This window comes from Moraxella sp. DOX410 (genome assembly GCF_032248735.1).
GTDB classification, from domain to species: domain Bacteria; phylum Pseudomonadota; class Gammaproteobacteria; order Pseudomonadales; family Moraxellaceae; genus Faucicola; species Faucicola tetraodonis.
Map to the genome: position 1 here is coordinate 1,127,273 of NZ_CP135138.1, position 20,027 is coordinate 1,147,299.

Annotated in this window: 14 protein-coding genes and 1 pseudogene; 11 read left to right on the plus strand and 4 right to left on the minus strand. The window is 44.2% G+C overall.

Annotated features, from left to right (window positions below; translation table 11 throughout):
- The first annotated feature begins 166 nt into the window (after nt 1-166).
- The 3 genes and pseudogenes from cysT to RNZ41_RS05055 all read left to right on the plus strand — a co-directional run.
- Complete coding sequence (gene cysT, locus RNZ41_RS05045; RefSeq protein ID WP_409950710.1) at nt 167-1,078, plus strand: sulfate ABC transporter permease subunit CysT; 912 nt, start codon at nt 167-169, stop codon at nt 1,076-1,078.
- Nucleotides 1,075-1,929 (plus strand): sulfate ABC transporter permease subunit CysW, encoded by an 855-nt coding sequence (cysW, locus tag RNZ41_RS05050; protein WP_065263715.1) that lies wholly within the window; start codon nt 1,075-1,077, stop codon nt 1,927-1,929. The genes cysT and cysW overlap by 4 nt, the downstream gene beginning before the upstream one ends.
- Before the next feature lie 42 nt (nt 1,930-1,971).
- A pseudogene (locus RNZ41_RS05055) lies at nt 1,972-2,682 on the plus strand (sulfate/molybdate ABC transporter ATP-binding protein); the annotation flags it as partial.
- Between the two features lie 178 nt (nt 2,683-2,860).
- On the opposite strand, the gene sat reads toward RNZ41_RS05055, so the two are convergent.
- A complete protein-coding gene (gene sat / locus RNZ41_RS05060; protein WP_314027760.1) occupies nt 2,861-4,117 on the minus strand; it encodes a sulfate adenylyltransferase in 1,257 nt (418 codons plus the stop codon).
- Nucleotides 4,118-4,395: 278 nt separating this feature from the next.
- Between sat and RNZ41_RS05065 the strand changes: the two genes are divergently transcribed.
- The 5 genes from RNZ41_RS05065 to ggt all read left to right on the plus strand — a co-directional run bounded on the left by RNZ41_RS05065 (nt 4,396) and on the right by ggt (nt 11,036).
- On the plus strand, nt 4,396-6,105 hold the full coding sequence (locus RNZ41_RS05065; protein ID WP_314027761.1) for a nitrite/sulfite reductase: 1,710 nt from the start codon (nt 4,396-4,398) through the stop codon (nt 6,103-6,105).
- Between the two features lie 3 nt (nt 6,106-6,108).
- A complete protein-coding gene (locus RNZ41_RS05070) occupies nt 6,109-6,684 on the plus strand; it encodes a DUF934 domain-containing protein (RefSeq protein WP_314027762.1) in 576 nt (191 codons plus the stop codon).
- Nucleotides 6,685-6,903: 219 nt separating this feature from the next.
- Nucleotides 6,904-7,539, plus strand: coding sequence for a phosphoadenosine phosphosulfate reductase domain-containing protein (locus RNZ41_RS05075; RefSeq protein WP_314027763.1), 636 nt, complete (start codon nt 6,904-6,906; stop codon nt 7,537-7,539).
- 88 nt (nt 7,540-7,627) lie between these two features.
- Nucleotides 7,628-9,031: a siroheme synthase CysG gene (gene cysG / locus RNZ41_RS05080; protein WP_314027764.1), complete on the plus strand. Its 1,404-nt coding sequence runs from the start codon at nt 7,628-7,630 to the stop codon at nt 9,029-9,031.
- A 235-nt stretch (nt 9,032-9,266) separates the two neighbouring features.
- Nucleotides 9,267-11,036: a gamma-glutamyltransferase gene (gene ggt / locus RNZ41_RS05085; protein WP_314027765.1), complete on the plus strand. Its 1,770-nt coding sequence runs from the start codon at nt 9,267-9,269 to the stop codon at nt 11,034-11,036.
- 79 nt (nt 11,037-11,115) lie between these two features.
- Here the strand turns inward: ggt and RNZ41_RS05090 are convergent, their stop codons facing one another.
- Together RNZ41_RS05090 and folE are read right to left on the minus strand one after the other, a co-directional pair.
- On the minus strand, nt 11,116-12,174 hold the full coding sequence (locus RNZ41_RS05090) for an NAD(P)H-dependent flavin oxidoreductase (protein ID WP_314027766.1): 1,059 nt from the start codon (nt 12,172-12,174) through the stop codon (nt 11,116-11,118).
- A 247-nt stretch (nt 12,175-12,421) separates the two neighbouring features.
- Nucleotides 12,422-13,000 (minus strand): GTP cyclohydrolase I FolE, encoded by a 579-nt coding sequence (gene folE / locus RNZ41_RS05095; RefSeq protein WP_313062354.1) that lies wholly within the window; start codon nt 12,998-13,000, stop codon nt 12,422-12,424.
- A gap of 189 nt (nt 13,001-13,189) precedes the next feature.
- Between folE and RNZ41_RS05100 the strand changes: the two genes are divergently transcribed.
- Complete coding sequence (locus tag RNZ41_RS05100; RefSeq protein ID WP_065252708.1) at nt 13,190-13,993, plus strand: enoyl-ACP reductase FabI; 804 nt, start codon at nt 13,190-13,192, stop codon at nt 13,991-13,993.
- A 186-nt stretch (nt 13,994-14,179) separates the two neighbouring features.
- Nucleotides 14,180-14,851 (plus strand): YoaK family protein, encoded by a 672-nt coding sequence (locus RNZ41_RS05105; RefSeq protein ID WP_050325384.1) that lies wholly within the window; start codon nt 14,180-14,182, stop codon nt 14,849-14,851.
- Between the two features lie 24 nt (nt 14,852-14,875).
- On the opposite strand, the gene RNZ41_RS05110 is transcribed toward RNZ41_RS05105, so the two are convergent.
- Nucleotides 14,876-15,082: a hypothetical protein gene (locus tag RNZ41_RS05110; RefSeq protein WP_050325383.1), complete on the minus strand. Its 207-nt coding sequence runs from the start codon at nt 15,080-15,082 to the stop codon at nt 14,876-14,878.
- A 361-nt stretch (nt 15,083-15,443) separates the two neighbouring features.
- On the opposite strand from RNZ41_RS05110, the gene RNZ41_RS05115 reads away from it, so the two are divergent.
- A complete protein-coding gene (locus RNZ41_RS05115; RefSeq protein WP_314027767.1) occupies nt 15,444-20,018 on the plus strand; it encodes an exodeoxyribonuclease V subunit gamma in 4,575 nt (1,524 codons plus the stop codon).
- Nucleotides 20,019-20,027: the final 9 nt, after the last annotated feature.

The following is a 20,027-nucleotide window of genomic DNA, read 5'->3' on the forward strand; positions in this document are numbered from 1 at the left end:
AGCGCATAAATATAGTTTGGAAAATCAAAGTGAGATGGTACTATAGCCGTGCTTAAGATTTTGGGTACAGAGCTTTTTGTATCTTTATTTTTGAATTTTTATTTTTGTATGTTTATTAGTTTAAATTCTGACGTTGCCTACCGATTATTAGTAAAGGAAGCCCTGCATGGCAAGCATCAATGCTAACCATCAAGCCGATTTAACATCAAACAATCAGCCTAAAACACCCAATTCACCCTTAAAACGCAATAAAAAGCGCCATATCATGCCGTTTTTTAATTTGAGCTTGGGTATTAGTGTATTGGCATTATCGATTATCGTGCTGTTGCCATTTGTGGCAATGGTAATGACGACCGCCGATATTGGCGTGGCAGGCTTTATCAAAACCATTACCGAGCCGCGCGTTAAGGCTGCGATTGAACTGTCGCTAAAAATGTCATTGCTAGCGACATTGACCAATTTGGTGTTTGGTACGCTGATTGCATGGGTGTTGGTGCGCTATGAGTTTTGGGGAAAGTCGATTTTAAATGCGCTGGTCGATTTGCCCTTTGCCTTGCCAACGGCGGTAATGGGTATTTCGCTAGCAACCTTATATGCACCCAATGGTTTAATCGGGCAGTTTTTTGCGCCATTCGGCATTAAAATTGCTTTTACCCCTATCGGTATTTGGTTGGCGCTGATTGTGGTGAGTCTGCCGTTTATTGTGCGTGCGGTGCAACCTGTGCTTGCGGAGCTGTCGCCAGAATATGAAGAGGCGGCATCGGTGCTAGGCGCTGGTAGATTGACAACTTTTAGACGGGTCATATTGCCAGAGTTGTATCCTGCTTTGCTGATGGGCTCAGGGATGATGTTTGCGCGGGCGACGGGGGAGTATGGCTCGGTGATTTTTATTGCGGGTAATTTACCGATGAAATCTGAGATTTTACCGTTAATCATTATTGGTAAGCTTGAAAGTTTTGATGTGCAAGGCGCTGCTGCGGTTGCTTTGTTTATGTTGATGATTTCGTTTGTGATTTTATTTGCCATTAATGCCTTGCAGTGGCTATTTACCAAACGTATGGGCGGGGCAAGTGTATGATAGATAGCAGCCAATATCCTTACCAAACCCAAGCCGCAACCCGTGAGCCGACATGGCTACGTTATACGTTAATTGGCATTGCGGTGGCGTTTATGACACTGATGCTAGTGATTCCGCTGATATCAGTGTTTTATGAAGCATTAAAATCTGGCTGGCAGTTGTATGTGGCTGCCTTGACCGATCACGAGGCATTATCGGCCATCAAGCTTACCTTGATTACGGCGCTGATTGTGGTACCGATTAATACGGTGATTGGGATTGCCTTAGCCTGGCTATTGACCCGATTTGATTTTAAAGGTAAACAATTTCTCACCACGCTGCTAGATTTGCCATTTTCGGTGTCGCCGGTGGTCGCAGGCTTGATGTTTGTGGCGCTACTGGGCGCCAATACGTGGCTTGGCGGCTGGCTAGAATACTTTGGTTTTCAGGTGATTTTTGCCATTCCCGGTATCGTGCTTGCCACCATGTTTGTGACTTTTCCATTCGTGGCGCGTGAAGTGATTCCGCTGATGCAGTCGCAGGGTAGCAGTGAAGAGCAAGCGGCATTAACACTCGGTGCCTCAGGCTGGCAAATGTTTTGGCGGGTGACGCTACCCAATATCAAATGGGCATTGCTATACGGTATTATTTTGACCAATGCGCGTGCGATGGGTGAGTTTGGCGCGGTGAGTGTGGTCTCAGGTCATATCCGCGGTGAAACCAATACCATGCCGCTATTGGTTGAGATTGCCTACAATGAATACAACATGACGGCGGCGTTTGCGTTGTCGAGTTTGTTGGCGTTGTTGGCGCTCGTTACCTTAATCGTGCAGCAGGCGTTGACTAAACGTCAGTCTGGCAATGATGAATAACATTGATGCAATTTAAAAAGTAAAAAAAATTAAGAGAATACCATGAGTATCGAAATCCGTGATATCACCAAACAGTTTGGTCGCTTTACTGCACTACAACCGATTAATTTAACCGTACCGACGGGCAAACTAACCTCGCTCTTGGGACCTTCAGGCTGTGGTAAGACTACCTTACTGCGCATCATTGCAGGGCTTGAGCTTGCCGATACGGGGCGTATTTTGTTTGATGGTGAAGATGTGACCGATGTGCCTGTCCAGCAGCGTCATATCGGCTTTATGTTCCAGCATTACGCGTTATTTCGCCATATGACCGTGTTTGATAACGTGGCGTTTGGCTTGACCGTCATGCCAAAAAACAAACGCCTAAGCAACGCGGAAATCAGCAAAAAGGTCAATTATCTGCTGGAGCTGGTGCAACTATCCCAAACCGCAAAAAAATACCCGCATCAACTCTCAGGCGGTCAGCGTCAGCGTATCGCATTGGCGCGTGCGCTAGCGGTAGAGCCAAAGCTGTTGTTACTCGATGAGCCATTTGGTGCACTCGATGCCAAGGTGCGTAAAGAATTACGCGCTTGGCTGCGCTCGATTCATCATGAGCTCGGTGTCACCAGTATTTTAGTGACCCATGACCAAGAAGAAGCGGCAGAATTATCCGATGAAATTGTGGTGATGAACCAAGGTCAAATCGTGCAAATTGGGGATTATGAGACGCTGGTCAATCATCCCTCGAATCATTTTGTCGCCAATTTTCTGCAAGATTCGCACGTCGAATATGTGATTTAGCTTGGTTAAATTTAGCTTAGTTTAGCAATAAAAAAAGAAGCCGCGTGCTTCTTTTTTTTGTTAAATGTTGCATAGAAAAAAGGGTATTATGTATACCCTTTTTATCGATGGATTATCTTATCGATTGATAAATGAAACCCCGCAATAATTATTTTGCAGAGTGACCTGTCAGCTCAACTTTATGTTTTTGATGATCTTCTAAGCCTTCATAGTAGTTACGAAGTACCGCTAACACTTCTGGACGGCTGAAGTTATCAGGCACGTCTTCGCCTTCAGATAAGGCTTTACGCAATTTGGTACCTGAGACTTTGACATGATGGCTGGCATCATGTGGGCAAGTTTTGGTCGATGCCATCGAGTCACAAGCGTCACACCAGAATGTCCAGTCAATTTTTAATGGTTGGGTGATTAAATCATTCGGTTTGAGCGTATCAAAAATATGCTGCGCATCAAACGCGCCATAGTAATCACCCACGCCTGCATGGTCTCGCCCGACAATCAAATGGCTACAGCCGTAGTTTTGACGGAATAAGGCATGTAATAAAGCTTCACGCGGACCGGCGTAGCGCATATCTAGTGGATAGCCTGCTTGGATGACGGTGTCTTTACGGAAATAATGGTCGATTAATGTACCAATGGCTTCTTGGCGTACCTCTGCCGGAATATCCCCAGGTTTTAATGCGCCAAGCAAGGAATGAATGAGTACGCCATCACAGATTTCAATGGCGATTTTGGCAAGGTATTCATGTGAGCGGTGCATCGGGTTGCGGGTTTGGAAGGCAGCGACGGTTTTCCAGCCATTTTGAGTAAAGATGTCACGGGTTTGTGCCGGAGTGAGGTAGATATCACCATATTTGCTCGGGAATTCGCCTTCGCTTAACACCACCACATCGCCGGCGAGATTGACATCACCTTGTGCCATTACCATGGCAACACCGGGATGCTCAAGTTCTGTGGTGCCAAAGACGGTTTGGCACTCGTGCGCTTTATCAATGCGGTATTTTTCGCTTAAGGTCAAAATTCCCATGATTTCGCCTTGGTATTCCAGCGCAATGTCATCGCCTGGGTTTAGCGTATCGGCGGTGTCAGTATCGGTCGATAGGGTAATAGGAATGGGCCAAAACACGCCCGCATTGTCGCCAGTAGTTAAATGCATATTGTCACATACGCTTTGCCAGTCTGCTTGGTTCATAAAACCATCGAGCGGGGTAAAGCCGCCAATACCGAGCATAATCAAATCACCGGCTTCACGGGAGCTGATTTGGATTTTTGGGAGATTTTTGGCTTTTTGCTGGGCGGCGGTTAGCGCATCGCCTTGGAGTAATTTTTCTTTTAATGTGTCACTACCGTGTGGTGGTACCAGTTGGCTTAGAGAATGGAGAGTTGAAGTGGCGCTTTGGCTCATCGGATTTCCTATATTAGCGGGTCAAAATTAACGTGTCAAAAAAACAGACGGTTCAAAAAAATTAAGGTAGCGTATAATAGAATATTACGGTTCGCAATAATAAATGCAGTAACTCGATATATTTATGTAAAAATGGAATTTACTAAAAACCCCTTGGGCATTTATGATAGGCAGGTTAAAATTTCACCCAGTTGAAATGGCTGCAACAGCTAAAATTTAAATTTAATTTGTAATTAGAATTTGTAATTACAATTTGTATTAGTGACATAGGAATCCGCATGTATAAATACAACGCAATTGACCAACAATTGGTAGACGATCGGGTCGAGCAGTTTCGCGACCAAACCCGACGTTATTTGGCTGGCGAGCTCAGTGAAGAAGCGTACTTGCCATTACGCCTGATGAATGGTCTATATATTCAGCGTCATGCGCCGATGCTTCGCGTGGCGATTCCTTATGGTCTGCTTGCGACGTATCAACTGCGTAAACTTGCTGACATCAGCGAAAAATACGACCGTGGCTATGGTCATATCACTACCCGTACCAATATGCAATTTAACTGGCCAAAATTAGAAGAAGTGCCCGATATTTTGGCAGAATTGGCATCGGTACAAATGCATGCGATTCAAACCTCGGGCAACTGTATCCGCAATACCACCACCGACCAGTTTGCCGGTGTGGCGGCTGATGAAATCGCCGATCCGCGCCCATATTGTGAAATCATTCGCCAATGGTCAACATTTCACCCAGAATTTACCTATTTACCGCGTAAATTTAAAATTGCGGTCATCGGTACTCGGGAAGACCGTGCCGCGACCCAGCTGCATGACATTGGACTGCATGTGGTCAAAAATGACGCAGGTGACATCGGCTTTGAAGTGATTGTGGGCGGTGGTCTAGGTCGCACCCCTGTGATTGGTAAAGTGATTCGTCCGTTTTTACCGGAACGCCATTTACTCTCTTATTTAGATGCCATCTTACGTATCTACAACCAATACGGTCGCCGTGACAACAAATACAAAGCGCGTATCAAGATTTTGGTTGAAAGTATGGGCGCCGAAGCGTTTTCACGAATCGTGGAAGAAGATTGGGAAAAATACAATAAAGACGGTGCGTTAACACTGACAGCTGAACAAATTGAACACGCCAAAACCTACTTTCCACCGCCAGCGTATCAAACATTTACCCAACAACAATTACAAGCTAGCCAAGACAAACTGTCTGCCCAGTTTGAAGATAGCGAGTTTGTGCGTTGGTTTAACCAAAATACCCGCGAGCATAAAGTCAAAGGCTATCAGGTGGTGATTATCTCACTCAAACACTTTATGCAAGACACTGGCGATATCACCGCCACCCAAATGCGCGTGGTGGCTGATTTGGCGGATAAATACAGCTTTGGTGAAGTGCGCGGCACCCATCATCAAAACTTGGTGCTCACGGACGTCAAACTTGAAGATGTATATGAGGTCTATCAGGTGCTCAAACAATACCACCTTGCCCGCCCAAATATTGGCTTATTAACAGATATTATCTCATGTCCAGGCTTTGACTATTGCTCATTGGCTAATGCCAGCACCTTAAATATCGTTAACCAAGTCAACCAATATTTCCAAGACGCAGACTTTGTCCATGATATTGGTGAAATTCGCCTAAACATGTCAGGCTGTATGAATGCCTGTGCGCATCACCACGTCGCCGACATCGGTATTTTGGGTGTGGATAAAAAAGGCGAGCATTGGTACCAAATCTCGCTGGGTGGTAGTTCGGGTCAAAACGCCAAATTAGGCGATATTTTGGGAAAATCGGTGCCTGTCGATGCGGTTGCGGCGACGGTGGATGATATCCTGCAAGTCTATCTTCAATACCGTCAAGCGGCGGATACCGACTTTGGTAGTGAAACATTTGCCGAAGTGGTCGATCGTATCGGTATTGAGCCATTTAAAGAGTATGTATATCGTGACAAATCAGAACAGCCGGTGGAGGGATAAGCCATGGCACTCATTAACCAAAGCCAAGTGATTGATAATGTCAAGTCAGTGAGCGTGAGTATTCATGAGCAAAAAATCGAGCATATCGACCCATCCCAGTATGCCTCAGATATCACTGAAATTTTGGTGGACTATCGCCCTGTCGAATTTAGCGAGAAAAATCCGCCAAAACCACAGTTAGAAGCGGATGATTTGGTAGCACTGTCTCATCGGTTGGGCGATAAAAAACTGGGTATTATTTTATCGGGCGCTAGTGATTATCAGTTTTTGCAACAGGACTTTGTCAAAGTGATGCCGCTATTGTCGGTGATAGTTATTGATTTTCATGGTTTTCGTGATGGACGCGGTTATAGTTTGGCGCAAAAAATCCAGCAACACCCCAGTTATAACTCCGCTATTGTGTTGCGCGCTAGCGGTGATATCTTGCCAGATACGTTGCAGCTACTTACTGAAGTAGGGTTTAGTGAGTTTGATATTGATGACAGTGATTTTAACCCCAGTTGGTTTGATTATTTTGTCGATATCAAACACCGTTATACAGGTCGCAGTGTGACGCAATTACCGATTTTTGCGAATTAATTGTTGAATGATGCTAAGATTGAGCGAATCTAAGGGTTCGCTTTTTTAATGTTAGCCAGTTGCTACCTTATCCTTTTTAACTTCTGGTTTCTGCATTTCAAGTTAATTTGTTAATTCTAAATTTTCATAATAATATCATTAAAAATCATTTTTTAAACATCGCATAATTGATTAGCATAGCGTATCCCAATTTTTCACCATAAAACATTAGGAAATCCAATGAGCAATAAACTAAATATCGACCTAGATAAAGCCAACGCAGAATTAAATGGCAAAACTCCAGAGGAAATCATTGCTTGGGCACTGGCACAAGGTAGTAATCCTATCATCACTACCAACTTTCGCCCTTATGAAGTGGTACTGTTAGAGATGGTTGCCAAACAACGTCCTGATATCAAAGTATTGTTCGTGGATTCTGGCTACAACACTGAAGCCACTTACCGCCATGCCCAAGATTTGATTAAACGTCTAAACTTAAACGTGATTACCTATTTGCCACAACAAACCGCAGCTTGGCGTGATGTTGAGTTCAATGGTATACCTAGTGTCAACAACCCAGCGCACGAAAAATTCACTGAGCAAGTGAAACTTGAGCCATTTGGACGTGCGTTAAAAGAAATTGCCCCTGACGTGTGGATTAATGCGATTCGTAAAGACCAAACGGAATTTCGCCAATCGCTTGACGTGTTGTCAGAAAGTAAAGACGGCGTGTTAAAAGTAGCGCCATTGTTCCATTGGTCAGAAGATGACCTAGAAGCTTACTTAAAAGAGCATGATTTGCCAAATGAACATGACTACTTCGACCCGACCAAAGTAGAAGAGAACCGTGAATGTGGTCTACACACACAATTATAATTTTTGATCGGCAGTATGTATGAAAATGTTAAGCTGAACTTCGGTTCAGCTTAATTGTTCTTGTCACTATCTAATGTTGAGAATGTCTATGAATACCTTACCGCTATTTTTTAAATTAGAAAATCGCCCCGTACTCGTGGTTGGCGGTGGGGAAGTGGCACTGCGTAAAGCGGATTTGCTCGATAAAGCTGGGGCTACAATCACCTTTGTCGCACCCAGTTATGAGCCGAGACTCACCGCGCAATTTAGTGATTCTCGTCATCAATTGATTAACGATGTTTATCAACAAAAATATTTGGATAAACAAACCATCGTCATTGCTTGTACCGATGATGAAACCGTGAATGCGCAGATTTTTCATGACTGTGAAGCCCGTTTTATCCCAGTCAATGTCGTCGATAATCCACCGCTATGTACCTTTATCTTTCCTGCCATCGTTGACCGCAATCCGATTACCATTGCGGTATCCAGTGCAGGCAAAGCCCCTGTGCTGGCAAGACTGCTGCGAGCCAAAATCGAAACAGTCGTGCCACCGCAATATGGCGAATTGGCAGGGTTGGCCGGTAGATTTCGCGATAAAGTGAAAGCTGCATTGCCCAATGTGACGGCTAGACGTAAGTTTTGGGAGCAAGCCTTTGAAGGGCAAGTGGCGGAATCGGTATTTGAGGGTAATTCAAATAGCCTAAGCAAAGCTGAAGACCAACTTGAAACTCTGCTACAACAGCACGCCAACAACCAACCGACAGATAAAGCCCAGCTTGGCAAAGTGTATATTGTGGGTGCAGGGGCAGGCGATCCTGATTTGCTAACCTTTAAAGCGCTACGATTGATGCAACAAGCGGATGTGGTATTTTATGATAATTTGGTTTCAGCGCAGATTCTTGATCTGTGCAGGCGTGATGCCACCAAAATCTACGTCGGCAAAAAAGCCAGTGATCATGCGGTAAGGCAAGAAAAAATCAATGAGCTACTCGTGGAACAGGCGCAGCAAGGAAAACGCGTGTTACGCCTCAAAGGTGGCGACCCGTATGTATTTGGGCGTGGCGGCGAAGAAGCCGAGCAATTGGTTGCAGCTGGGATTAACTTTGAAGTCGTGCCGGGGATTACCGCAGCCACCGCGGCGGCAAGCTGTGCCGGTATTCCATTGACTCACCGTGCGTATGCGCACTCTGTCAAGTTCGTTACCGCCTCTCTTAAGACGGATACCATCAATGAAGACTTTGCCAGCTGGCTCGATGATAACCAAACCGTGGTTTTTTATATGGGATTAAAACAGCTGGATAAATTGACGAGTGGCTTGATTGACGCAGGAAAAAATCCCAGTACACCGATTGCGATTGTGTCAAATGCCAGCTTGCCGCATCAGCAAGTTTTGACAGGCACGCTTGAGACCATCGTGGCAAAACAACGTGAGGCAAACTTGCCCGCCCCAGCGATTTTAATTATGGGCAATGTGGTTAAGCTACATCACAGACTTAATAAACTATCTTAATAAACTATAGCAATCTTTAATTGAAGGGCTATGGCAGTTAAAAAAGCTTGCAGATTGTGGTAAATACTTATAACTTAGATATCCGTTAGAAAAATTAACGAATTGGTCAGATAACAAAAATATTTTTGTCACAATTTAATATGACGTTTTTTGTGAAAGGATTTATGTATATTGTAGCAATACGTATTATTTTTATCTGCTACAACATCAACAAATACTTTAGAAGGATAGGGACATGCGACTAAAACCTAAACTGATTTTAACCAATCTGTCATTGGCTTTAATGTTGGTGATATCACCCATTGCCCAAAGCAAACTATTACCACAACCAGCCACCAATGCTAGCCAGTTAGCGGCAAATCGCTACGATAGCAGTAATGATATCTTTCATCCTGTCTATGGTAAAAATGGTATGGTGGCTTCCGAGCAAGGGTTAGCAACGCAAGTTGGTTTGGATATATTAAAACAAGGCGGGAATGCTATCGATGCGGCGGTCGCGGTTGGATTTGCCTTAGCAGTCGTCTTGCCAAATGCAGGCAACATTGGTGGTGGTGGTTTTATGATGTTGCATGATGATAAAACTGGCAAAGATGTTGCGATTGATTTTCGCGAAATTGCGCCAGCCAAAGCTAGCCGTGATATGTACCTTGATAATCAAGGTAATGTTATTGATGGAAAATCATTGTTCACTCATGACGCTTCAGGTGTGCCTGGTACGGTAGCTGGGATGGAATACGCGCTAAAAAAATGGGGTACCATGCCATTATCTAAAGTGCTAGAGCCTGCAATTAAGCTTGCAGACAAAGGGTTTATTGTCAGTGATGTATTGGCACAGACATTAAAAGAAGAAAAATCAACACTGGGTAAATGGGCAGCTAGCAAAGCGATTTTTTTCAAAAACGGTGAACCGCTGAAATCTGGTGATTTGTTGGTACAAAAAGACTTGGCGAAATCATTGCGTTTGATTGCTAAACAAGGGGCAAAAGCATTTTATCAAGGTGAAATCGCCACAAAAATTGCGAAAGAAATGCAATCACATGGTGGCACAATGACACTTGAAGATTTAAAAGCCTATAAAGTTGTTGAGCGTCAGCCAATTATTGGTGATTATCGAGGCTATAAAGTTGTTACCATGCCACCTCCAAGTTCGGGTGGTGTACACTTGATTGAGATATTAAATATGCTTGAGCATTACCCTATCAAAGAAGATGGGGTAAATAGTGCCAAAAATATTCACCACATGGCAGAGAGTATGAAATTAGCCTATGCTGACCGCTCAGAATATTTGGGCGACCCGGATTTTGTCAAAATCCCTGTCACAGGTTTAACCTCGAAAGCCTATGCGAATGAACTGGTCAAAACGATTGATGATAATAAAGCAAGACTTTCATCAAACATTAAACCTGGTAAACCACAACCTTATGAAAGTGACCAGACTACGCATTTTTCAGTCATGGATAAAGCGGGCAATGCCGTTGCTGTCACCTATACATTAAATCTTAACTTTGGTAGTGGCATTGTTGTAGAAGGCACAGGGATTTTACTCAATAATGAAATGGATGACTTCTCAGTGAAACCCGGTGTGCCAAATGCGTTTGGTCTAGTGGGTGGTGCTGCCAATGCGATTGAAGCAAAAAAACGTCCACTGTCTTCAATGACACCAACGATTGTCATGAAGAATAATAAACCTTGGCTTGTTACAGGTAGTCCAGGTGGGGCTCGTATCATCACGACTGTATTGCAAAGTGTGGTCAATACGATTGACCATGAAATGAATCCAGCAGAAGCGATAATTACACCACGCGTTCATCACCAATGGTTACCCGATGAGCTTAGAGTTGAAGCAGGCATTAGTCCTGATACGATAAAATTGTTGCAAGACAAAGGTCATAAAGTTGTTACTAAAGCACCAATGGGACGTATTCAAATTATTCAAGCTGATGATTCTGGGTTTTATGGCTATTCTGACCCAAGAAATCCTGATGGCAAAACATTAGGTTTCTAAACTGTTCATTAAAAAAAACGTGAGTGATGGGACTCACGTTTTTTTTACTAACAAAATATATCAAAATTATTTTTTGCAATTAGTAGCCCAGTAAATCTTGAATAATTTTATCCACTGTACCACTTTTCGCCAATCTCGCATTTTGCCCTGCCCACAGTGAGCTAAATTCATCACTACCCATGCTTTCGGCTTTGGCTTTAATGGGGTTGCTGACAAACGAGGCATGGGGAAATGGCGGTGCAGACTCGCTAATATACCCCGTTTCTTGCATAAAGCGATTGACAATCCCGCGTGCTAAGCCACCACTAAATACATTGGTTAAAGCGGTGTGTTCGGCTCGCTCACTTTGCAGCGCTTTGCGGTGAAAGTCTTTGGTATCACACTCATCTGCCAGCAAAAATGCAGTACCCACCTGTACTGCGCTGGCGCCCATAGCAAACGCTGCTTGTGCGGTAGCGTTGTCGCTGATACCGCCTGCCGCAATCACCGGTAAACTGACAGAGCGGATGATATTGGGCAATAGGCTAAAAGTGCCCGCTTGCAGCGTTACATCTTGGCTTAAAAACATACCCCGATGCCCACCTGCTTCCAACCCCTGTGCGATAATCATATCCGCCCCATTGGCTTGCAACCAGCGTGCTTCTGCAGGCGTGGTGGCGGAGGATACCACAATCGCCCCAGATTTTTTGACGACATTTAACAAAGCTTTTTCAGGTAAGCCAAAATGAAAACTCACCACAGGGACTTTTAAATCCGCCACTAGCGCTGCTTGTTCATGGGTAAATGGCTGACGTCCACCGGTCGTGGCTATCTCATCTTGCGTCAAACCAAATTCTTGATAATAAGGTTGTAGGGTATTAAACCATTTTTCTTGCATTGCTTGGGTATAGTCAGGTTGTTGATGGGCAAAAAAATTGACATTAAAGGGGCCATCAGTCGCTTGACGGATACTCGCAATTTCACTTTCGATTTTTTGTAGGCTGAGCAGGGCGCCGGGGAGTGAGCCAAGCCCGCCTGCTTGGCACACTGCGATAGCAAGTTTGCTGTCTTGGACACCTGCCATCGGCGCTTGGATGATGGGCAATTGAACTTTAACGTAGTCAAGAAAGCTATTAATCGCCTTGGTATGATGGAGCATTTTATATTCCTTGTTATTGTTTTAATGTGTTTATCTTAATGTTATGGACTCATAGGGCAAAAATCGAAAACCATTTTAGTGTATCGCCAATAGATGATATTGAAAAGTAGTATATGGAAAAGCACTTTATGGAGTAGTGCTATATGCCCGTTATAAATCGGCTGAATATAAAAAAGCCCCAGTAACGTCACTGGGGCTTTTTTAACTAGTTAATTTAGGTTGACTATTTAGGCGCTAAGCTTAGGTATTAAGCATTTGGAATCGCCATTAATAGCGCTTGTCTTGCCTCGGTATTGTGTTTGAATTCGCCCAGTAGTGACATACTGCGGGTATCGGATTTTTGTTTCATCACCCCGCGCATCATCATGCACATATGCGCGGCATCCATCACCACCGCCGCGCCTTTTGCCCCTGTCATATCCATCACCGCTTGGGCGATTTGGCGGGTTAAGTTTTCTTGAATTTGCAAACGTCGAGCGTACATATCCACGATACGTGCCATTTTTGACAGTCCAATCACTTTGCCATCGGGCAGATACGCCACATGGGCAACACCATAAAAAGGCAACATGTGATGCTCACACATCGAATAAAATTCGATATTTTTTACCATGACCAATTCATTATTGTCAGTTGGAAAAATCGCATTGTTGGTAATTTCGACCAAATCTTGATGGTAGCCTTGGGTCAAAAAACTAAAGGCTTTAGCGGCACGTTCAGGGGTGTTAAGTAGTCCTTCACGTGTTAAGTCTTCCCCTGTTGATGCAATTAGGGTACGGTAGGCATCACTGTTTTGTTGGATAATCTCGTCAAAATTTGCAGGCATAGTCATGATAACATTTAAGTTTAAAAAAATAGGCATAGCTTAACGCTTTACCACTATTTGTAAAGCGATTTTTGTCACAAACGCCATGAAAATCACTAAATTTGCTTTGTTTGGGTTTTTTGCTAGAATTAACCCCTAATTTTGAGCTATTATAGTGCATATTCGTTCACTGAAAAATAAGGAAAAACCATGCTATTAACAGGGAAGCGTTTCGTTGTTACCGGTATCGCCAGTAAATTATCGATTGCTTGGGGTATCGCAGAAGCGTTACATCGTGAAGGCGCGAGTTTAATTTTGACCTATCCGAATGAAAAAATGAAAAAACGCGTGGATATGGCAGCCGAAACTTTTGGTGCAGAGAAGGTATTGGCGTGTGATGTGGCGTTAGATAGCGAAATCGAAGCGTGTTTTGCCCAAGTTGCTGCACACTGGCCAGAGGGCATTGATGGGGTCGTACATGCCATTGGTTTTGCCCCTGCCGATCAGCTAGATGGTGATTTTACTCAAGTGACCACCCGTGAGGGCTTTGCTATTGCCCATGATATTAGTAGCTACAGTTTTGTGGCGCTTGCTAAAGCCAGCCGTGAGTTACTGGCAAAACGCCAAGGCTCGCTGTTAACCTTGACGTATGAAGGCAGTATCCATGTGTTGCCAAACTACAATGTCATGGGTCTAGCCAAAGCCAGTCTGGAAGCGAGCATTCGCTACCTTGCCAGCTCAATGGGTAGCGAAGGTATCCGTGTCAATGGGATTTCTGCCGGTCCAATTCGTACCTTGGCGGCAAGCGGTATCAAATCATTTCGTAAAATGCTCGACACCAACGCCAAAATGTCACCGCTACAGCGCAATGTCAATATTGAAGAGGTCGGCAATGCCGCGATGTTCTTGTTATCGCCTTGGGCGTCTGGTATTACCGGGGAGGTTTTATTTGTCGATGCAGGTTTTAATACCGTGGCACTCTCTGAACAAGTGATGATGCAGGTAGAAGACTAATTTTTAGGCGAGTAGTGGATAAGAGAGCGACCATGGTTGCTCTTTTTTTTGCTTGCTGTTTTTTGCTTACTTTTTTTGATTGATGTTTGGATAGGGATTGCAAAGCCGTCTGGTTAAGCTTACCATTTTTTGTCAGGCTTAACATGTTTGGCAAGTCAGCTAAAGACTGATAGATGGCGGTAGCTAATGATTAATAAATTACCTAAGTGGATTTTATGGGGTGGCTGCGTGCTGGCGTTTAATGCAGGGTGTATCAATAGCACCGCGTTAGTCGGCTTCACGCATTTATCTGCTTCGCATGTAACGGGCAATGTGACGCTATTTGCCACAGCATTGGCGGAACAGCACTACCAGCAGATGGCGATGGTTTGTATCGTGCTGTTATCGTTTTTATCTGGGGCAGTTATCAGTGGCTTTGTGGTGGGTAGTACGGCATTAAAAGAAGGTAAACGCTATGGCAAAGCTCTGTTAATTGAAGCAAGTTTATTAATCATCAGTCTAATTTTATTTAGCTATCAGTCGTTTTGGGGGCAGGTGTTTGCCGCGATGGCTTGCGGACTGCAAAATTCGATGGTCGCGACCTATAGCGGTGCAGTGATTCGCACCACCCATTTGACAGGGTTGACCTCAGATATGGGCTCAGCTTTGGGTAATTGGCTGGCAGGCAGATCGATTAATAAGAAGATGTTCGTGTTTCAAGCGATGATATGGTATAGCTTTTGCGGGGGCGGGGTATTGGGTGCTTTGGGCTATATCCACTACAAATACATGACGCTGATGCTACCCATTGTGATTGTGTTATCATCAGCGCTGGCTTATCAAACATATTTATTAACCCGTAAAAAAACGGCTAAGTAGCGACCTTAACCGTTTGATTTTATCTTATTCTTCATCTTCATCTTCGAATTTTTTCGCCTCATGTAGCATATCAAGTAGCGATTCATCAGAGCCCTTAGAGGTAGGAGTGCTCGCATTATCTTGGTTGATGTCGGTACGATTGATGCCTTCCATCGCTTCATTGGCAACATCAGATTGGGCGTTGTCTAATTGAGATTTGTCGATAGGGTTAGCGTTATTGTTGTCTGTCATGGTCATCTCCTTGTTTTTTTCTTTTATACGGTTGTTTTCTTTTATACGTTAGACCTAGTAAGCTTAATATTATAAGTAAACCAAATGGCTTACAATACTTAAAAATGAAACGTAACCAAAAATATACTCATGAGTGACGTAGGGATAAGTTTATCACTTTGTTGCGGTGTATTGCATGCTTTGGATTGTATAACTGTTAAGTAAGTTAGGGGGATTGACAAAATGCTAGCGACACTGGCTGTCGCGAATGTTGCAATTCAGGCGGTTTTTTCATTGAGCGGTGATGGTGGTGCATTTTTTTGCTGTATAATTTTTTGAGCGACCCACTCACTATCTATAAAAATTCTTGAGTATTTACTGCATGCTAACGATTGTACAAAGTAATAAAATCGATACGCTATTTGACCATTTGTTAAAGGCCTACAAAAATCCCAGTTATCAAAGCTCAATTTTTGAGCCATTTCAGGTGATTGTGCCATCTAAAGTCATGGGGGAGTGGTTAAAAAAACAAGTCGCAGATAAGGCAGGCATCAGCACCTTAGTAACCACCGAATTTTGGGGTCGCTATTTTTTGGGACTGATGCAGCGGGTGTTAAGAACCTATGCGCGCATCTCGGACGACGACGATATATTAGACGTGCCAGAAGTGGCAATGCTATCCAAAAACGTCATGCAGTGGCAAATCTTTGGCTATTTAACCCAGTACCGACAAGCTATTGTGGAGCAGCCGCAACATCCGCTTTATCCATTTTTATCCCCGTTGGTTGAAGACAAAGAAGCGGATAGCCCAAATACGACTGGTTTTGCACCTGATACACCCGCTACCATTGACAGTTTAAGTTGGGCGAATAACCAATCGCTACTGTCTAATGACGTGATTAGCCAATCTGCTGAATTGCAAACCCAAGATCAACGCATCTGGCAGCTAGCCAGTGATATGGCAAATATGCTCAATCGCTACATGACTTATCGCCCCCAGTGGCTTACTCATTGGGGGCAGGACAAGCCTGTGGCGGTGAGTGACATGATTGCCAAAAAAGATGCGCTGCATAACCGCTTAAACGGGCGGGATGCGTCCAACGCCATCGAGACGCCTGACTGGCTCGTTGAGCACTACGAACAGTTAGAAGCCGCGCAGCGATTTTTATGGCGGCAGCTGTTTGATGATGACTACCAGTTTCGCGAGCAGCTCCATCAGCAGTTTTGGCAGGCATTAAACCATTCAGAGACCCGTATCCGCAACATCAGTCGTAGCAAGTTACCAAAGCACGTGTTTTTATTTACTTTGCAGCAGTTACCGCCGACAGAGTTACTGGACTTACAACGCTTAGGGGTGCTAACCGACGTCACGATTTTACACTTTAACCCGTCAGAGCAATTTTGGGCAGATATCGTCGATAAAAACTGGCTCATGCAGATGCAAATGGAAGACGATGCTAGCAAGCATGACGCTTGGTATCTAAAAGATTATGGTCATACTTTGTTGTCACGGTTTGGCAAACAATCGCGTGAAGTGTTTGCCATGCTGGCAAGCTTATCGGGTAATGAATATGAACATGTGCTATGGCAAGATGATTTTGATAACACGCCGCCCAATACGTTACTCGAATTTATCCAACATGACATCTTGATGCTAGAAGAAGTCGCAACCACCGCCAAAATCAATGACATGCTTAAACTGGTGAAAGGCGAGGAAGCAAAGGCAGCAAAAGCAGCGAGTGAAGATGGTCGCCAAAACCTCGTGCAGCAAACCCAGCTTTTGCAGCAGCAGCTTGCCAATATTCAAAGTAATGGACTTAAAGATATTGAATCCACACTTGGTCTATACAAAGCCATCAAAGACAGACTCAAGCAAGAATCCAACAAGCAACTTGATAACGTGGAAAAATGGCGACCCAAACCACTTGATACCAGTATTGCCATTCATGTCTGTCATAGCATGGTGCGCCAGCTTGAAGTGCTACGCAGTATGATTATCGGGTGGCTAAATTATAGCGACATGCAAGCCACGCCAGCGCAGATTCCCACCGATCCTTGGGATAGACGGGCGTTATCAGATATTTTGGTATTATTGCCCGATATCGAAACGCACCAAAACATCATCGAAGCCACGTTCCCCAAACATGTGGGCGGCGATGGCTATCAGTTGCCCGCCAAAGTGACAGGCGTGGTGGCAAAAGATATCAACCTGCTTTGGCAAGCGATTACAGGGTACTACACGCTGCTCAATCGGGCAGGCGCTCGGTTTCAGCGTAGCGAAGTATTTGATTGGTTGATGCTAGCGCCACTATATGAAAGCTTTGGGCTTAATTTGGAGCAGATGACCCGTGCTTGTGATTTGCTGACTCAGGCAGGATTTATTCGCGGGTTTGATGAGCGGCATTTGCAGCAAACCTTAAGTGCTGCCGATGATGACTATCGATACACCTTTGCTTACGCGCTTGAGCGCTTGGTCGCTGGCGTGATGATGCCCAAAGCCACGGTGGTCAGTTTTGGCGAGTATACCAATAGCTTTGGCGTGGTAGAGAAGTTTGTACCACTGACTAACTTGACCATGGCGGATGCCGACATCGTCGCTGTGCTGTGTGATATTTATGAAACGTTGGATGACAATCGTCACCTAGGTAATGACGTTAAAACCTTGCCTGACTGGCTAACCCAAATAGAAAAACTCATTCAACAAAAATTTAGCCTATTTAATCAAACCAATGCGTGGCGCGCGATTTTTGCCGCACAAAATGACCTAAAAGAAAATATCGAAGCCAATAGCAAATACCTCGCTACGGTGAAAATCAAAACCGCAAAAAACCCCAACCCAGCTACCGAGCCAGTGCAGCAAATTGACACCGAGAATTTGCCACTTAAACTCACTTTTGTACTCGAAAACATCGCCCAATCGATTATCAATCAGCAAGTAAGTGCCGAGCCCTCTGGCGTAATTACCTTTGCCCGTATCGGTTCAGTGCGCAGCCTGCCGTATAAGTTGGTGGTGATGCTCAATTTGAATTTATCTGAGTTTCCAAAGCAAGAGCAGCAAAACCGTTATAACTTGATGCAGGCAGGGTTGCCGATTCGCGGTGACAGATTTCGAGAAGATGACGATTTAGGTGCGTTTTTGGATGCGCTGCTGTGCGCCAAGCAAGCGTGCTGGATATTTTATAATGGTAAAAGTACCACAGATACCCACGAGCATTTACCTGCCAGTCCCGTACAGGAATTACTCGACTTTTTGCAAAACCGAATGGCAAGTGATGACGTAATCATTGACCCCAATAACGACCAAAATAGCCTAAGCAACAATTCTCAAAATCCCCCAAATCCCCAGTCAACCAACTTTGAACAATGGGTAAAAGCGTATTTGGTCACCCATCATGCCGCCTTGCCATTTGATAAAAGTTATTTTGAATTGCCGCAAGCTGAGCAAAAAAACGAGCAAAAAAGCGAGCATAAAGGTAAAAGCATTCAAAGTCCTGAGCAAATTAATGACGATAGGGTATCCGCTGATTTACAACAAACCACAGCCACTCTAAACCAGCAAATCAAGCTGTCAAAAACTGCCCTGTACCCACCTGCCAAAATTTGGCACAATCTTTATACGGCGCTGCAAGATAAAAACGCTACGTCCACTCAGCCAATCGTGCAAGTTTGGGATACAAAGCAACTAACTGACTGGCTATCACAGTGGCAACAACTGAAAAAGCGTTTGTCCGACCTGCCTGAACAGTCGCAGCAGCATTATGTCAACTTGAGTAAAATCGTTGGCAACCTAGCCGATCCTGCCAAAGCCTTTGTGAAAGCACAAAACATTGCTATTCCTGCCCAAGGTGACAACGATAGTGGTGGCAATGATAGAAATGACAATGATAACGAGTTTGAATCGTTAACCTTGGATGCGTTAGATGGCTGGTTGTTGCGTAAATCTTTGTTAGATGCTTTTTTTGCACAAGCCTTGTCCGATAAGGGCGATAATAACCATAATATTCATAAAAATGAGATGAAACTGGCAGTAAACGCTCAACAATCAATCAACGTTGCTATTAATGAGTTATTACCAGCCGGGGTGAACCGCTACCAATCGTTGCAGCAAAATCAGCAACAACTCAAAAAAGATTTACAGGATTTTGTTCATCACTTAAAAACCATCAGTCAACAGCTTGATGCTACTGAGGCAAAGTTGTTAGGAAATTTTTATTCAGAAAAATTTGGGGCGTTAGATATACAAAACACCGATGAAGTCATCCAATGGGTGGCAACGGCGTTAACCCCCTGTGAAGAGCAGCGAATCGCTATTAGCGCCTTAGCGCTGGATAAACAAGCGGGACTGATGAGCAGTAAAGAAAGCTGGGTCATCACTGCCAACTTGCCATTATATAAACCGTATCAATCAATTGAAGATAAGGTTGCCGCAGCTGACAATCCCAGCTATTGGTTAAATTACTTGCCAACCTCTGGCAAAGAAAAATACCTGTTGCAGTTTTGGTTGCATCATTTATGTTGGCAAGTGCTTCGCCGCACCACGACTCAACAAGCACAGATGAATGATGGCTTTTCACTGTGGCAGTTTAGCAATAAAAAAACCGTGTATCTACCTGCCATCCCTTGTGAGCAAGCCTGTGGTTATTTGCAGGATATTGTGATGGTGTATCAACTCATTGGTAGCGTTGTAACCATTTTACCGCCCGCTTTTTGCCTGTCATTTTTACAAAAACAACAAAAACAGCCAGAGACACCAGCCAGCCAGCATCTAGGTGATTGGCTAAAAGACAGTAATTTTAATTTTGTGGATGTGAACCAGTTTGACTATCCGATTTGGCAGCATTTAATCGGCGATTATAAACCATCGGTGATTATTGGGTTTGCCCAGACGTTGGGTACGCTGATTTATGAACCCATGTTATCTATGGTCAAAGAATTGCACCAACTCATTGAAGCATGACACGCATTT

Coding starts and splice junctions, on each gene's coding strand:
- RNZ41_RS05105 (WP_050325384.1), top strand. CDS start 14,180: ATGATTAATAAATTACCTAAGTGGATTTTATGGGGTGGCTGCGTGCTG.
- RNZ41_RS05100 (WP_065252708.1), top strand. CDS start 13,190: ATGCTATTAACAGGGAAGCGTTTCGTTGTTACCGGTATCGCCAGTAAA.
- RNZ41_RS05065 (WP_314027761.1), top strand. CDS start 4,396: ATGTATAAATACAACGCAATTGACCAACAATTGGTAGACGATCGGGTC.
- cysT (WP_409950710.1), top strand. CDS start 167: ATGGCAAGCATCAATGCTAACCATCAAGCCGATTTAACATCAAACAAT.
- RNZ41_RS05090 (WP_314027766.1), bottom strand. CDS start 12,174: ATGCTCCATCATACCAAGGCGATTAATAGCTTTCTTGACTACGTTAAA.
- RNZ41_RS05075 (WP_314027763.1), top strand. CDS start 6,904: ATGAGCAATAAACTAAATATCGACCTAGATAAAGCCAACGCAGAATTA.
- folE (WP_313062354.1), bottom strand. CDS start 13,000: ATGCCTGCAAATTTTGACGAGATTATCCAACAAAACAGTGATGCCTAC.
- RNZ41_RS05070 (WP_314027762.1), top strand. CDS start 6,109: ATGGCACTCATTAACCAAAGCCAAGTGATTGATAATGTCAAGTCAGTG.
- ggt (WP_314027765.1), top strand. CDS start 9,267: ATGCGACTAAAACCTAAACTGATTTTAACCAATCTGTCATTGGCTTTA.
- cysG (WP_314027764.1), top strand. CDS start 7,628: ATGAATACCTTACCGCTATTTTTTAAATTAGAAAATCGCCCCGTACTC.
- RNZ41_RS05115 (WP_314027767.1), top strand. CDS start 15,444: ATGCTAACGATTGTACAAAGTAATAAAATCGATACGCTATTTGACCAT.
- RNZ41_RS05110 (WP_050325383.1), bottom strand. CDS start 15,082: ATGACAGACAACAATAACGCTAACCCTATCGACAAATCTCAATTAGAC.
- sat (WP_314027760.1), bottom strand. CDS start 4,117: ATGAGCCAAAGCGCCACTTCAACTCTCCATTCTCTAAGCCAACTGGTA.
- cysW (WP_065263715.1), top strand. CDS start 1,075: ATGATAGATAGCAGCCAATATCCTTACCAAACCCAAGCCGCAACCCGT.